This is a genomic window from Micromonospora sp. A202 (genome assembly GCF_006715105.1).
GTDB classification, from domain to species: domain Bacteria; phylum Actinomycetota; class Actinomycetes; order Mycobacteriales; family Micromonosporaceae; genus Micromonospora; species Micromonospora zamorensis.
Genome location: NZ_VFMP01000001.1, coordinates 6,310,685 through 6,325,486, shown reverse-complemented (window position 1 = coordinate 6,325,486; position 14,802 = coordinate 6,310,685). Strand labels below are relative to the sequence as shown.

The 14,802-nt window shown below is 73.1% G+C and carries 14 protein-coding genes; 11 read left to right on the top strand and 3 right to left on the bottom strand.

Translation table 11 applies throughout. From position 1 onward, the window contains the following. Positions 1 to 62: 62 nt before the first annotated feature. Positions 63 to 554 carry a hypothetical protein gene (locus FBZ33_RS29340; protein WP_141911579.1) on the top strand — a complete coding sequence of 164 codons (492 nt, stop codon included), beginning with the start codon at positions 63 to 65 and terminating at the stop codon, positions 552 to 554. Between the two features lie 102 nt (positions 555 to 656). Here FBZ33_RS29340 and FBZ33_RS29335 read toward each other — a convergent pair whose 3' ends face one another. After that, the gene (locus FBZ33_RS29335) at positions 657 to 1,661 is read right to left on the bottom strand and encodes an ABC transporter ATP-binding protein (protein ID WP_141911577.1); all 1,005 of its coding nucleotides are present in this window, start codon (positions 1,659 to 1,661) and stop codon (positions 657 to 659) included. A gap of 2 nt (positions 1,662 to 1,663) precedes the next feature. Between FBZ33_RS29335 and FBZ33_RS29330 the strand changes: the two genes are divergently transcribed. The 4 genes from FBZ33_RS29330 to FBZ33_RS29315 all read left to right on the top strand — a co-directional run bounded on the left by FBZ33_RS29330 (position 1,664) and on the right by FBZ33_RS29315 (position 5,993). After that, positions 1,664 to 2,350, top strand: coding sequence for an ABC transporter permease (locus FBZ33_RS29330; protein ID WP_099849114.1), 687 nt, complete (start codon positions 1,664 to 1,666; stop codon positions 2,348 to 2,350). Further along, a complete protein-coding gene (locus FBZ33_RS29325; protein ID WP_088950526.1) occupies positions 2,347 to 3,087 on the top strand; it encodes an ABC transporter permease in 741 nt (246 codons plus the stop codon). The genes FBZ33_RS29330 and FBZ33_RS29325 overlap by 4 nt, the downstream gene beginning before the upstream one ends. Positions 3,088 to 3,287: 200 nt before the next feature. Further along, positions 3,288 to 4,292 carry a glycine betaine ABC transporter substrate-binding protein gene (locus FBZ33_RS29320; RefSeq protein ID WP_141911575.1) on the top strand — a complete coding sequence of 335 codons (1,005 nt, stop codon included), beginning with the start codon at positions 3,288 to 3,290 and terminating at the stop codon, positions 4,290 to 4,292. Between the two features lie 108 nt (positions 4,293 to 4,400). Then, a complete protein-coding gene (locus FBZ33_RS29315; protein ID WP_185755437.1) occupies positions 4,401 to 5,993 on the top strand; it encodes a hypothetical protein in 1,593 nt (530 codons plus the stop codon). 18 nt (positions 5,994 to 6,011) lie between these two features. Here the strand turns inward: FBZ33_RS29315 and FBZ33_RS29310 are convergent, their stop codons facing one another. Both FBZ33_RS29310 and FBZ33_RS29305 read right to left on the bottom strand, forming a co-directional pair. Beyond that, complete coding sequence (locus FBZ33_RS29310; RefSeq protein WP_172862124.1) at positions 6,012 to 7,199, bottom strand: NADH-quinone oxidoreductase subunit D; 1,188 nt, start codon at positions 7,197 to 7,199, stop codon at positions 6,012 to 6,014. Next, on the bottom strand, positions 7,196 to 8,497 hold the full coding sequence (locus FBZ33_RS29305) for an SAM-dependent methyltransferase (RefSeq protein ID WP_255509070.1): 1,302 nt from the start codon (positions 8,495 to 8,497) through the stop codon (positions 7,196 to 7,198). The genes FBZ33_RS29310 and FBZ33_RS29305 overlap by 4 nt, the downstream gene beginning before the upstream one ends. A 253-nt stretch (positions 8,498 to 8,750) precedes the next feature. Between FBZ33_RS29305 and FBZ33_RS29295 the strand changes: the two genes are divergently transcribed. The 6 genes from FBZ33_RS29295 to nadC all read left to right on the top strand — a co-directional run bounded on the left by FBZ33_RS29295 (position 8,751) and on the right by nadC (position 14,787). After that, entirely contained in the window at positions 8,751 to 9,725 is a 975-nt protein-coding gene (locus tag FBZ33_RS29295) for a Rossmann-like and DUF2520 domain-containing protein (RefSeq protein ID WP_141911573.1), read from the top strand. Positions 9,726 to 9,780: 55 nt separating this feature from the next. After that, complete coding sequence (gene panC / locus FBZ33_RS29290; protein ID WP_141911571.1) at positions 9,781 to 10,629, top strand: pantoate--beta-alanine ligase; 849 nt, start codon at positions 9,781 to 9,783, stop codon at positions 10,627 to 10,629. Between the two features lie 41 nt (positions 10,630 to 10,670). Beyond that, positions 10,671 to 11,099: an aspartate 1-decarboxylase gene (panD, locus tag FBZ33_RS29285; RefSeq protein WP_141911569.1), complete on the top strand. Its 429-nt coding sequence runs from the start codon at positions 10,671 to 10,673 to the stop codon at positions 11,097 to 11,099. Between the two features lie 98 nt (positions 11,100 to 11,197). Further along, a complete protein-coding gene (locus tag FBZ33_RS29280) occupies positions 11,198 to 12,091 on the top strand; it encodes a septum formation family protein (RefSeq protein WP_141911567.1) in 894 nt (297 codons plus the stop codon). Between the two features lie 108 nt (positions 12,092 to 12,199). Further along, a complete protein-coding gene (locus FBZ33_RS29275; RefSeq protein WP_141911565.1) occupies positions 12,200 to 13,894 on the top strand; it encodes an L-aspartate oxidase in 1,695 nt (564 codons plus the stop codon). Beyond that, on the top strand, positions 13,891 to 14,787 hold the full coding sequence (gene nadC / locus FBZ33_RS29270) for a carboxylating nicotinate-nucleotide diphosphorylase (protein ID WP_141911564.1): 897 nt from the start codon (positions 13,891 to 13,893) through the stop codon (positions 14,785 to 14,787). The genes FBZ33_RS29275 and nadC overlap by 4 nt, the downstream gene beginning before the upstream one ends. The last annotated feature ends 15 nt before the right edge of the window (positions 14,788 to 14,802 follow it).

Here is a 14,802-nt window from a genome sequence, read left to right as displayed (position 1 = left end):
GCTCGGGGCAGCCCAGGTCCGCCCGAACGACCGGTTCGGGGCCTGGGCGGATCACGTCGCTCATGCACCGATCCGGCCCGGTCGGGCGCTACGGCACGGCGGCCGGCACCGGTGCTCTCGCCGTGTTGCTGCTGGTCGGCATCTGTGGCAGCCCGGCCTTCACCAGCTGGGCCGGTACGCAGACCGACCCGGACTCGGCCGCCGCCTTCTACGTGCGCCTGCTCGCGTGGCCGGCCTGGCGGCTCGACGCGGACGGACAGGCCGGCGGGTTGTTCGCCGCCGACGTACGGGCTGTGCTGCTGGTGGTTCTCGCGGTGGGCCTGCTCTACCTGTTGCCCGCCGCCCAGGTGGCCCGGGTGCCAGGCTCGGTCAGCCAGTTCTTCTCGGGCTGGGCCGCGTACGTGCTGGCTGGCGGGCTCGCCGCCGTGCTCGCGGCGCTGCTCGGGCCGAACCCGTCGATGCTGGGTGCCCTGCAGGATGCCAGCACGGGCGCCGGCTACGGCTTCCTGACCGGGTGGATCATCGGCACCGCCAGCCTCGGCGGTCGGGCCTGAGCCGGTCGGCGCGGTCGCCCGGACGGCCGGCGGCCACCTGGACGTGACCGCCGCCGGCAGCGGGACCGGGCCGCCGACTGCGGCAGCCCGGTCATCGTCGGGTCAGTGTGCCGGGCGGCCGAGGTCGAGCAGCCGCTGTCGGCTGAGCGTGCCCACCGGTCGGCCGCCGTCGGTCACCACGAGTTGGTCCCGTCCCGAGGTGAGCAGCACGGCCAGCGCGTCGTACGCGGAGCCGTCCAGCGCGACGGTCGGCAGGTCCGCCGCGGCGTCCCCGGGTACGGGTTCGAGCGACTCCCGGTCCAGTGGAGTGACCGCCAGCCGGCGGATGCCCCGGTCGGCGCCGACGAACTCACGCACGAACGGGGTGGCGGGTGCGCCGAGCAACGCGGCAGGCGTGTCGTACTGCTCCAGGTGCCCGCCCTCGGAGAGCACCGCGATCCGGTCGCCGAGCCGGACGGCCTCGTCGAGGTCGTGGGTGACCAGCACGATCGTCTTGCGGACCTCGGCCTGGAGGCGGAGGAACTCCTCCTGGAGGCGCGCCCGCACGATCGGGTCGACGGCCGAGAACGGCTCGTCCATCAGCAGCACCACCGGGTCGGCGGCGAGTGCCCGCGCCACCCCGACCCGCTGCCGCTGGCCGCCGGACAGCTCGTGCGGGTAGCGACCGCCGAACTCGGCCGGGTCCAGCCCGACGAGGTCGAGCAACTCGTCGACCCGTGCCCGGGTCTGGTTCTTGGGCCATCGCAGCAGGCCCGGCACTGTGGCCACGTTGGCCCGGACCGTCTGGTGTGGAAAGAGGCCGACGTTCTGGATCACGTAACCGATTCGGCGGCGCAGTCGGACCGGGTCGACGTCGGTGACGTCCTCGTCGCCCAGCAGGATCCGGCCGGCGGTCGGCTCGATCAGGCGATTGATCATGCGCAGCACTGTCGACTTGCCGCAGCCGGACGGGCCGATCAGCACCACCAGCTCGCCGGCCCGGACGTCCAGGCTGAGGTCCCGGACGGCCTCGGTGCCGTTCGGGTAGCGCTTCTGGATGCCCTGTAGGCGGATCGGCGCCGCGCGAGGGGATTCGGCCACGTCGGCGGCCTCCGGGGTAACGTCCACGTATGTCCTTCCGCCTGAGCTACCGGGCCGACCCGGGTAACCCCTGGTTCTCCTGGCAGTACGTGCGGGACAACTCTGACACGATCCTCGCTGCGGTGCGCGAACACGCCTCCCTCACCGGGCGAGCGGTGCTGTTCGCGGTGTTGATCGCCCTGCCGTTGTCCGTTCTGGCGTACTGGTTCCGGCCGCTCGCCGGCCCGATCCTCGCCGTCAGCGGGGTCGTCTACACCATCCCGTCGCTGGCGCTCTTCGCGTTCATCGCCCCCTACCTGGGCACCGGGACGACCACGGTGCTGGTCGGGCTGGTCCTCTACGCGTTGCTGCTGATCGTGCGCAATGTGGTGGCCGGGCTCAACCAGGTGCCTCCGGAGGTCGGCGAGGCCGCCGAGGGCATGGGCTACGGCCGGTGGGGTCGGCTGTTCCGGATCGATCTGCCGTTGGCGTTGCCGGGCATCGTCACCGGCGTACGGTTGGCGACCGTCTCGACCGTGGCGTTGGTCACAGTCGGGGTGCTGGTCGGGCACGGCGGTCTCGGGCAGTTGATCTTTGCGGGTTTCCAGAACAACCTCTACAAGGCTGAGATCATGACCGCCGCGCTGCTCTGCGTGGCGCTTGCGGTCGTGCTCGACCTGCTGCTCGTCCTGGTCGCCCGGCTGGTGACCCCCTGGTCCGCCCGGAGGGCACGGTGAGCGTCGCGGACAACCCGATCGGCCAGGCGATCGTCTGGATCAACGACCCACTCAACTGGACCAACCCCGGCGGCATGCTGGACCGCCTCGGTGAGCACCTGACGATCTCGGCGATGGCGGTGGCGCTCGGCTGCCTGGTGGCCTGGCCGGTCGGGCTCTGGCTGGGGCACCTCGGCCGGGGCGGTGGCCTTGTGGTGCTGGTGTCCAACGCCACCCTGGCCATCCCCACCCTGGCGCTGTTGACCATCCTGCCGGTGGTCTTCGCCAGCGGCTTCGGGCGTACGCCGGTCGTGGTGGCGTTGGCCGTCTTCGCCGTGCCACCGCTGCTGGCCAACGCGTACACCGGGGTGCGGCAGGTGGACCCGGAGGCCCGCGACGCGGCCCGGGGGATGGGCCTGTCCGGCGGGCAGCTGCTGCGCCGGGTCGAGTTGCCGCTCGCGGTGCCGTACCTGGCGGCCGGTTTCCGGACCGCGGCGGTCCAGGTGATTGCGACCGCGGCGCTGGCCTCGTTCGTCAACGGCGGCGGCCTGGGCCAGATCATCCGGACCGGGTTCGGCCTGGGTGTTGCGGTCGGCGGGGGTCAGATCGTCGCCGGCGGTGTGCTGGTGGCCGGGCTCGCGCTGCTGGCCGAGGTGGTCCTCGGCGGCGTCGAACGACTGGTCACCCCCCGGCCACTGCGGCGCGGCCGGCAGCGCCTCGGACGGCCCCGGCCCGCCGACGCCACCGGGAACGCCTGACCCGTCCGGGTGAGCCCTGCGTCGAGCCGACGACCCGCATCCATCCGATCGGTGACGATGCGGTGACGAAGTCCACCTCAGGTTGTCGGTCGGTTCCGGAGGATGTTGGGTGGACATTCGCGGGCGGCCGACAGTCAGGATCGCCCGTCGGACACGCGGCCGGCCCGAACGGGCCGCGCCGGGACACGGAAGGCGGGCACATGCGCGCAGGTTCACGTCTGGCGATCGGCGCTGTCGGCGTCGTCGCCGGGGCAGCACTCCTCACCGGATGCGGTGGCGCCGGCTCGTCCGGCACCGACGCACCGCAGACGAGCGCCTCCGGCGCCGGGTGCGCCCCGGTCGCCGGTCAGCAGCTCATCGCTCTGCAGGACGACAAGAAGCTCCAGAACTCCGACAACGTCATTCCCGCGGTCAACAGCAAGGCGGCCAACCCGCAGCTGATCGCCGCACTGGACAAGGTCTCCACCACGCTCGACACCCCGAAGTTGATCCAGCTCAACAAGGCCGTCAACGAGGACCGCAAGACCCCCAAGGTGGCGGCCGAGGAGTTCGCCAGCGCGAACAACCTCACTGCGGGCATCGCCAAGGGCCCGGGCGGCGACATCACGGTGGGTGCCGGCAACTTCGCCGAGAGTCAGATCCTGGGCGAGCTGTACCGGATCGCGCTCACCGCCGCGGGCTACCAGGTCAAGGTGCAGCAGATCGGCAACCGTGAGCTGTACGCGCCGGCGCTGGAGAAGGGCGAGATCCAGGTCGTCCCGGAGTACGCGGCGACCATGGCCGAGTTCCTCAACACCAAGGCCAACGGCGCCAACGCCCAGCCGATCTCCTCGCCCGACATCAACACGACGGTGACCGCGCTGAAGACCGAGGGCGACAAGGCCGGCCTCACCTTCGGCACCCCGGCCGCCGCTCAGGACCAGAACGCCTTCGCGGTGACCCAGGCCTTCGCTGACAAGTACGGCGTTCGGACCCTGTCCGAGTTGGCCGCGAAGTGCTCGGGCAGCGCGACCGTGCTGGGCGGCCCGCCGGAGTGCGAGCAGCGTCCGTTCTGCAAGCCGGGTCTGGAGAAGACCTACGGGCTGTCGGTGGGCAAGTTCTCCTCGCTGGACCAGGGCGGACCGCTGACCAAGAGCGGCCTGCGTGACGGTTCGATCAGCGTGGGCCTGATCTTCTCCTCGGACGGCGCCTTCGCCACGAGCTGACCTCTCCCCCCGGGCGCTGAGGACGCCCCCGCCCCGACCCGGGCGGGGGCGTCCGTGCGTCCGGGACCCCGTTCCCTCCGGCGAATCTCCTCGGTAGGCTGCACATCCATGCCAGCCCCGGCCACCTCTGAAGCCCGACAACCGCCGCTGTTGACCATGCTCTTCTGGGCGGGCGTCGCTCTGGCGCCGGTGGCGGCGCTGATCCTGCTGGTCGCCGACGGCAACGGGCCGCTGCGCTTCGCCGCGGTGCTCGCGATCCTCGCGGTGGTGCTGATCGGTCTCTCCATCGCGTTGCGTCCCGACGCGGAGGGCGCCTCGGCACGAGCCGACGAGCTGCTGGATGAGATCGAGGAACTCCGCCGGGAGTTGCGCGCCGAGATAGTGGCCGCCGCGCAACGCGGCAACCAGGCACTCGACCAGGCCCAGCGGGCCCAGGAGGGGATCGTCGCGGTCCGCCGCCGTCTCGACGCCAACGGTGCCGCCCTCGCCGGCGCCGCCCCCGCCGCCGAGCCGGCCGGCGCCGGGCGGGCGCGGGTGCCAGCCGTCGAGCCACCAGTGGACGACGTGCCGGTGGCCCGCAGCCGGGTCCAGGCACCGGGTGACGCGTCCGCGGGCCGCGCCCGGGTCGCGGGCCCGGCCGACGCACCCCGGCGGGCTCGCTCCGAGCACAGGGAGGACGACGAGCCGGCGTACCCACGGGAGGCCGCGACGCCGCCGGCCGCCTCCGGGATGTACGGCGCGGAACGACCGGCCGCCGCCGCGTACGGCTCAGCCCGCCCCCGGGAGCACGACCGCCCCGAACCGGGGCACCGGCCGGGCGTGGTCCGGCACACCGAAACCGTGCACGTCACCACCAGGCACACGGTGGTGGATGGCGGGCCGGCCGAGCCGGCTGGGCGCTACGGCGGTGGATACGCGGGCCAGTGGACCCCGCCAGCGCAGGAGTGGACCGATCGGCGCGACGCGTACGCCCAGCCCGACGAGCCCACCCCGGCGGCGCGGTCGCACCGCACCCCGGAGAGGCCCGACGCGCCCTCCTGGGACAACCCGGACGATCGTGGCTGGTCCGAGCAGGACGACCGGGCGGCGGCCGCACCGCAGCCCGGGCCACCTCTGCGAGCCGACGACACCGGCGAGTACTGGTCGCAGTTGCGGGCCGGCGACCGGTGGGCCGCCGTCCGCGACGACGAGAACGGCCGTGAGCTGCGGGTCGGCGAGCGCCGGGCCGAGGTGCACGCCGACGCCACCGGCACCGAATACCGGGTGGCCGACCGCTGGGCCGAGGTCCGCCACGAGGAACCGCGCCGCCATGACGAGCCGCGCCGGCACGAGGACCCGCGCCGTTACGACGGGCCACGTCAACACGAGGAGCCGCGCCGCTACGAGGAGCCGCGCCGCTACGAGGAGCCGCGCCGCTACGAGGAGCCGCGTCGGCACGAGGATGCGCACCGTTATGACGAGCCGCGCCGGCACGAGGAGCGCGAGTCGTACCACCGGGCCGAGCCGACGGACCGGCCGGCGCTGCCGACGGGTGGCGTCCCGGTTCCGGACGAGTGGCGTCCACCGCGCCAGCGCGGCCATCAGGCCGAACCCGCCCCGGAACGGGCCGGCCGACGCCGGGTCGACGAGCGCTACGGCTACCCGCCGCAGGACGACGTACCGCGTGCCGGTGGCACCCCGCCCGGCGACCGCTGGCGCTGACCGGTCAGGCCGCCCGGCTCACTTGTCGATGTCGCCGACCACGAAGAACATCGAGCCGAGGATCGCGATCAGATCCGGCACCAGGCAGCCGGGGAGCAGGGTCGCCAGCGCCTGCACGTTCGCGTACGAGGCGGTGCGCAACTTCAACCGCCACGGCGTCTTCTCACCCCGGGACACCAGGTAGTAGCCGTTGATGCCGAGCGGGTTCTCCGTCCAGGCGTACGTGTGCCCCTCCGGCGCCTTGAGCACCTTCGGTAGCCGGGTGTTGATCGGCCCGGTCAGCTGGTCCACCCGGTTCAGGCACTGCTCGGCGAGGTCGAGCGACGCATACACCTGGTCCAGCAGCACCTCGAAGCGAGCGTGGCAGTCGCCGGCGGTGCGGGTGACCACCGGCACATCCAACTCGTCGTACGCCAGGTAGGGATCGTCGCGGCGCAGGTCCAAATCGAGCCCGGAGGCGCGGGCCACCGGCCCGGACGCCCCGAACGCGGCGGCGTCCGCGGCGGACAGCACGCCCACGCCCACCGTCCGGGCCAGGAAGATCTCGTTGCGCCGGATCAGGTGGTCCAGGTCGGGCAGCCGCCGACGTACCTCACCGATCGCCGCGCGGGCCCGACCGGTCCAGCCGTACGGCACCTCTTCCTTGAGGCCGCCCACCCGGTTGAACATGTAGTGGATCCGGCCGCCGGAGACCTCCTCCATCACCGCCTGGATCGTCTCCCGCTCCCGGAAGGCGTAGAAGATCGGCGTGATCGCCCCGATCTCCAACGGGTACGAACCGAGGAACATCAGGTGGTTGAGCACCCGGTTCAGCTCCGCGAGGGCCATCCGCAGCCAGGTGGCCCGCTCCGGCACCTCCATGCCCATCAGGCGTTCCACAGCGAGCACCACACCCAGCTCGTTGGAGAACGCCGAGAGCCAGTCGTGCCGGTTGGCCAGCACGATGATCTGCCGGTAGTCACGCACCTCGAACAGCTTCTCAGCGCCCCGGTGCATGTAACCGATGATCGGTTCGCAGGCGACCACCCGCTCGCCGTCGAGCACCAGCTTCAGCCGCAGCACACCGTGCGTGGACGGGTGCTGCGGGCCGATGTTCAACACCATGTCGGTGCCGAGCTGCTGGTCGCCGGTGCCGGCGACCAGCCCGGCCCCGGTGCCGACGGTCAGTTCACGAAGGTCCCCGGCGTCGGTGGTCATGCCCGTCATCGTGCCACGGCCGGCTCGTGCGGGATGCCGACCGGTTGGCGCAGCCACCAGTGCCCGCCGAGCCCGGCCGGGTCGGTCAGCTCGGCCACCGCCGACGCCGCGGCCAACTCCCGCACATACCCCGCCGGGTCGGTGCCGGCCAGGCTGAGCGGCGGTCGGCCGCCGTCGGCCCCGAGCGCCCGCAGCGCCTCACGCTGAAGGACCAGGGAGTACGCGCACCGGGCGACCGCCGAACCAGCGGAGGCGACCGAGTCCATGGCCACGTGCGCTGTCACATCACTCGACCCGTCCGGCACCGGAGGCACCTGCCGCCCACCCCGATACCCGGTCATCGTCCCGTCGACAGGCCGGGCGCCGCTCAGGTGCCCGTAGTCCACGGCCACCGCGAGCCCTCGGCTGATCTGTCGTACCGCGTTGGCCCACGCTTCATCTCTGCTGCGGCCGATCTCGGCTCGTAGGTAGTCACTGTTGGGGGTTTCCGGGCAGCCCGGCCGGCTCCGGGCGGTCAGGCTTGATCCCTGCGCCGGCCGGGCTGCCCGGAAACCCGACTCGCTTGCGCTGGTCGCGTCCGGCCAGGTCACCCCCAGATCCGAGTCACTGGCCGCGCTGGGTAGGCCCGTGGGCCACCACTTGCTGAGCCAGTCGAGATCGGCGGGGCTCACCTGCTCGCCGATCTCTTCCGCGCCGCTCTCGGGGTCAACCAGCACGTATCGCCAGCCGTCGGCGGTGTGCACCGCCACGTCGAGTGGGACGTTGTCCAACCACTCGGTTGCCAGCAACACCCCGTTGATCTCGGCGGGGACCTCAGACACCCAGGTGATCTCTTCAGGCAGGTTCTCGGGGCGGCTCGCGTACTCGACTGCTGTGAAGTGGACGCGTTCCGCAAGCGACGGTCGAGCCGTGCCGGACGACGGCTCGTCCCGTAAGGAACGGGCGGAGGCCGCGGGAGTCAGGGTTTCCGGGGAGCCCGCCCGCGTAGGGATCAAGCCTGACCGCCCGGAGCGGGTGGGCTCCCCGGAAACCCCGACCGCAACCCCGGCGGCGCCCTCAGAGCCGACGAGCCTCAGCAGGGCTCGTAACAGCTCCCCACGTCCAGCTCCCACGTCGACCACATCGAGCCGGGACGGGTGGCCGAGACCAGCGTCGACGTCGTAGATCAGCCGCAGCAGCGCCGTGGCGAAGGCGGGGGAGGCGTGCACGCTGGTCCGGAAGTGGTCGGCCGGTCCGGTGCCGGCGACGAAGAAGCCGTTCGGACCGTAGAGGGCTCGGCTCATCGCGTCCCGCCACCGGATCGACATCAGATCACCTCTGGTTCAGCCTGCGTCACGATGCCGACCCTACGGTCAGTGGTTACGACGCGGACCGAACACCCCGGAGGCCCCAAATGGTGGCATTCCGCCTGTTAGTAGGGGTCTCCTGTGCAATCGGATGGGTCGGCGGGGGACCCTTGTTTCGGTGGTGAAGGTTTTCACACATGCTTGTCCTGGTTCGGCGGGGCGGGCGCATACTTGCGATCGACCGGTACCCCTTCTCGAGGACTGGATCATCGTCATGAGCGCACCGCTGCGCCCGCGTCCGGCAGCCCCTCACGGGCCCGCCGCATCGCGGGATCGCGCCGTTCCCGGCGCCCCTGTCGCCCCCCGTCTGCTGACCGTCGGTGTCATCGGTGCCGGCCGCGTCGGAGCCGTGCTGGGCGCCGCACTCACCGCCGCCGGGCATCGGGTGGTCGCCGTCGCCGGCGGCTCCAGCGCCAGCCGCGCCCGGTTGGCGCTGCTGCTGCCCGAGGTGCCGCGCCGCCCGGCCGCCGCCGTGGCCCACGCCGCCGCCGACCTGCTGCTGATCGCGGTGCCCGACGATGCCCTGGCCGGTGTGGTGGCCGACCTCGCCGACCGGGGTGCGCTGCGCCCCGGCCAGGTGGTCGCGCACACCTCCGGCGCGCACGGCCTCGCCGTGCTGGCGCCGGCCGCCGAGGTCGGTGCCCGGCCGCTGGCCCTGCACCCCGCGATGACCTTCACCGGTACGCCGGACGACCTGACCCGGCTGGCCGGCATCTCGTACGGGGTGACCGCCCCGGCCGAGTTGCGTCCACTGGCCGCCCGGCTGGTCGCCGACCTGGGTGGCGTGCCCGAGTGGGTGGCCGAGTCGGACCGCCCGCTGTACCACGCCGCGCTGGCCCACGGCGCGAACCACCTGGTGACCCTCGTGAACGAGGCGGCCGACCGGCTGCGCGACGCCGGGGTGGACCGGCCGGAGAAGGTGCTGGCCCCGCTGCTGCGCGCCGCCCTGGAGAACGCCCTGCGGCTCGGCGACGATGCCCTGACCGGCCCGGTCTCCCGGGGCGACGCGGGCACCGTTGCGCGGCACCTGGCCCGGTTGGCCGCCACCGCGCCGGAATCCGTCCCCGCGTACCTGGCGTTGGCCCGACGTACCGCCGACCGGGCGATCGCCGCCGGCCGGCTCCAGCCGGTGGACGCGCAGTCGCTGCTCGGCGTGCTGGCCGACAACGGTAGGGAGGTGGCCGCGTGAGCGCGAGGAGTGAGCCGATCTTGCGAGCCCCGCAGTCGCGAACCGAGGTGCAGCGATGACGCAACTCGTACACACGCGCGCCGAGTTGGCCGAGGCTCGGGCCGCGCTGAAGGGCACGGTCGGGGTGGTGATGACCATGGGCGCGCTGCACTCCGGGCACGAGACGTTGCTGCGCGCGGCCCGGGAACAGGCCGACCACGTGCTGGTGACGATCTTCGTGAACCCGTTGCAGTTCGGGCCGAACGAGGACTTCGACCGCTACCCGCGCACCCTCGACGCGGACCTGGAGGTGTGCCGCCGGGCGGGCGCCGACCTGGTCTTCGCCCCGTCGGTCGCCGACATGTATCCGGACGGCCAGCCCCGCGTACGCCTCGACCCGGGCCCGCTCGGCGCGGAGCTGGAGGGCGCGAGTCGTCCCGGCTTCTTCCACGGCGTACTCACCGTGGTGTTGAAGCTGCTCCAGCTCACCCGGCCGGACCTGGCGTTCTTCGGCGAGAAGGACTACCAGCAACTGACCCTGGTCCGGCGGATGACCCGGGACCTGGACGTGCCGGTCGAGGTGGTCGGCGTGCCGACCGTCCGGGAGTCGGACGGGTTGGCGTTGTCGAGCCGCAACCGCTACCTGAGCGAGTCGGAGCGGGCCGCAGCGCTGAGCCTGTCCGCCGCGCTGCGGGCCGGTGCGCGGGCCGCCGACGACGGCCGCGACGCGGGGGCGGTGCTGACCGCCGCGCACGCCGCGTTCGGAGCCGGTACGCCCGGCGCCCGCCTCGACTACCTGGTGCTCACCGATCCCGAGCTGGAGCCGGGGCCGGTTTCCGGGCCGGCCCGGCTGGTGATCGCCGCCTGGGTGGGCGCCACCCGGTTGATCGACAACGCGGCCATCCACCTCGCCCCGCGTCCCTGACCCGGCCGCCACCCTCCACCAATCCGCGAAAGGCCACCCCGATGTTCCGGACCATGCTCAAGTCGAAGATCCACCGAGCCACCGTGACCCAGGCCGATCTGCACTACGTCGGTTCCGTGACGGTGGACGAGGACCTGCTCGACGCCGCCGACCTGCTCCCCGGCGAGCAGGTGGCGATCGTGGACATCACCAACGGTGCCCGACTGGAGACGTACGTGATCCCGGGTGAGCGGGGTAGCGGCGTGATCGGCATCAACGGTGCGGCCGCGCACCTGGTGCACCCCGGTGACCTGGTCATCCTGATTTCGTACGGGCAGATGGACGACGCCGAGGCCCGGTCGTACCGGCCACGGGTGGTGCACGTGGACGCCGACAACCGGGTGATCGAGTTGGGTGTGGACCCGGCCGGCGTGGCACCCGGCATGGCCGGCGACCCGGTGCCCAGCCCGTTGGCAGTGTCCGCCGTCTGACCCCGAGCGGCCCGATTCCGCTCTGTCACCAGAAGGTCATTTGCGGTTACCCTGGGCGCGCTGGCGTAAGCCGGCGGGTGGCTGGGGGAGGCCGCTATATGCGCAGTGCCATGACGACCCTGTTCGCCGCTGCCGTGACGGCAACGTTGCTGGTCGGCTGTGCCGGCTCCGGCGGCCTGGATGGTGATCTGACCGACGACTGGGCGGCCCTGCCGGCACCGTCGGCGTTCACCCCGGCCGCCGGTGTGTGTCAGGCCGCCGATTTCACCGACGTGGTCACCCTCGCCGCCTATGAGCCGGTGGACTGCGCCGGCCCGCACCGGGTGGAGACCGTCCACGTGGGGGCGTTCCCCGTCGAGCGGGCGAGTGCCCCGGCAGGTGGCTCGGCCGAGCTGCGCGGCGCGTTCGCCGAGTGCGACACCCGCGCGACCGGCTACGTGGGCGACGAATGGCGGGTTGGTCGGCTCCGACTGTCCGTGGCGTTGCCCTCCGGGCCGGGCTGGGCGGCTGGCTCCCGCTGGTTCCGGTGCGATCTGACGGAGCTGACCACCGTGGAGGCGGCGCCCACCGTGGTCGTCCGGTCGGGCAGCCTGCGGGACACGTTGAAGGGGGCCTCGGGGCTGCGGCTGGGGTGCCAGCAGACCGGCCGCACCGACAGCCGGGTGCAGACGCTGGCGCCGGTGGAGTGCGGCAAGCAGCATGACGCCGAGTTCGTCGGGGTGTGGCGCGCGCCGGACACGGCGTACCCGACCAGGGACAGCGACTGGTCCCCGCTGTACGACGGCTGTCGCAGCGTCCTCGGCCGGTACGTGGGCGTGCCGGACGACGCCGACCTGAGCTTCCGCAGCGGCGTGGTGGTCCGTCCGCCGGGTGCGGGGCGTTGGCGGGTCGGTGACCGGGGCGTCCGCTGCTACCTGTGGCTCAGCGACCGTACGGTGACCGCCTCGCTGAAGGGCGCGGGCCCGGCCGGTCTTCCGGTCCGGACGAAGTGACCGCAGGGCCCCGGCTGGCGTGACGCGGACGGTGCCGGACGGGGTAGCCGAAAACACTCGTCCCGCCCCCGCCGCCCCGAGCGAGGACCGTTCGGGTTGACTGGGAGGATGGACGTTCCGACCGTCGACCTGCCGGCCCTGCCCGCGTTACTGGCCGCGCCCGCGCCCGGCTGGGTCGAGACCACAGATGTGATCGTGGTGGGCTCCGGGGTGGCCGGCTTGACCGCGGCCTTGCACCTGCGTGAGGCGGGTCTGCACGTCACGGTGGTCACCAAGGTCAACATCGATGACGGCTCGACCAGGTGGGCGCAGGGCGGCATCGCCGCCGTGCTCGACCCGACGGACACTCCGGCGGCCCATGCCCGGGACACCGAGATCGCGGGAGTCGGTCTCTGCGACCCGGCGGCGGTCGGGGTGCTGGTCGACGAGGGCCCGACCCGGCTGCGGGAACTGATCCGGATCGGCGCCGAGTTCGATCGCCACCCCGACGGTTCGCTGATGCTGACCCGTGAGGGCGGCCACCGGGCGGACCGGATCGTGCACGCGGGCGGGGACGCCACCGGCGCCGAGGTGCAGCGGGCCCTGCACGCCGCCGTGCAACGCGACCCGTGGATCCGACTGTTCGAGCACGCCCTGGTGCTGGACCTGCTGCGAGCCCCGGGCGACGGCCCGGACGGGCTCGGCCCGGCCTGCGGGATCACCCTGCACGTGCTCGGCGAGGGCAGCGAGGACGGCGTCGGCGCGCTGCTGGCCCGCGCGGTGGTGCTCGCCACCGGCGGCATGGGGCAGATCTTCTCGGCCACCACCAACCCGGCGGTCTCCACCGGGGACGGGGTGGCGCTGGCCATGCGGGCCGGCGCGGCGGTGACCGACGTGGAGTTCGTCCAGTTCCACCCGACCGCCCTGATCACCCCGCCCGGCGCGGGGGTGCCCGGTGCCGGGCACGCGCAGCAGCCGCTGGTCTCCGAGGCGCTGCGCGGCGAGGGCGCGTACCTGGTGGACGCGGACGGCAAGCGGTTCATGGTGGGTCAGCACGAGCTGGCCGAGCTGGCCCCCCGGGACGTGGTGGCCAAGGGCATCCACCGGGTGCTGCTGGCCTCCGGGGCGGATCACGTCTTCCTCGACGCGCGGCACCTGGGCGGGGACTTCCTGGCCGGGCGGTTCCCCACCATCGTGGCGTCCTGCCTGGCGATCGGCGTGGACCCGGCGACCGACCTGATCCCGGTGGCACCGGCCGCCCACTACGCCTCCGGCGGTGTCCGCACCGACCTGCGTGGCCGCACCTCCATCCCGGGCCTGTACGCGTGCGGCGAGGTGGCCTGCACGGGTGTGCACGGCGCGAACCGGCTGGCCAGCAACTCACTGCTGGAGGGTCTGGTCTTCTCCCGGCGGATCGCCGAGGACATCGCGGCCGGCCTGCCCGAGCAGGTTCAGCCGGCCGACACAGGCGCCTGGCGTGGTGGTGCGGGCTGGGTGCTGCCCGCGGAGGTGACGCCCCCCCTGCAACGGGCGATGACCCGGGGGGCCGGGGTGCTCCGGTCCGCGGCGACGCTGGCGGAGACGGCGGCGACGCTGACCGAGCTGGGCGTGGCCCGGGGCCGGCCGCGGACCGCCGACTGGGAGGCGACGAACCTGCTCACAGTGGCGTCGACGCTGGTCGCCGCCGCGTACGCCCGTGGTGAGACCCGGGGCTGCCACTGGCGGGAGGACTTCCCGACGGCCGACGAGCGGTGGCTGGGCCACCTGGTCGGGTCGGTCGGGGCGCAGGGCCGGGTGACGCAACAGTGGGAGGGAAACTCGTGATCGAGTCGACGGAGACGGCGTTGCGGGCGGCTGGGTTGGACCCGGCGCACGTACGACAGGTGATCGAGGGTGCGCTGGTCGAGGACCTGGGCCCGGATTTCCTGGACGTCACCAGCGTGGCCACCATCCCGGCGGAGCAGACCGACACCGCCGACCTGGTGGCCCGCGCGGACGGGGTGTTGGCCGGGATGGCCGTGGCCGCCGCCGTGTTCGAGCTGGTGGGCGAGGTGACGGGCTTCGGTCGTACCGTCGAGGTGTCGGTGCTGGCCCGCGACGGCGAGCGGGTGGCCCGCGGCGACGTGCTGGCTACGGTGACCGGCCCGACCCGGCTGCTGCTCACGGCCGAGCGGACGGCGCTCAACCTGCTCTGCCGGATGTCCGGGGTGGCCACCCACACCCGCGCCTGGGCCGACGCCCTGGCCGGCACGAAGGCGATGGTGCTGGACACCCGCAAGACGACGCCGGGCCTGCGGGCGCTGGAGAAGTATGCGGTGCGCGCCGGCGGGGGCACCAACAAGCGGATGGGCCTCTACGACGTGGCCATGATCAAGGACAACCACAAGCTGGCGGCCGGGGGCATCACGGCGGCGTACCGGCGGGTCCGGGAGGCGTTCCCGGAGGTGCCGGTCCAGGTCGAGGTGACCACTGTCGCCGAGGCCGTCGAGGCGGTGGAGGCCGGGGCGGACTTCCTGCTCTGCGACAACATGACGCCGGAGCTGCTGGCCGAGGCGGTGGCCGCGGTGGGTGACCGGGCCGAGCTGGAGGCGACCGGTGGGCTGACCCTGGAGGTCGCGGGCCGCTACGCGGCGACCGGCGTCGACTTCCTCTCGGTGGGCGCGTTGACCCACTCCTCGCCGATCCTGGACATCGCGCTGGACCTGCGGACCGAGTAGCGGCGCGCGTCGGCG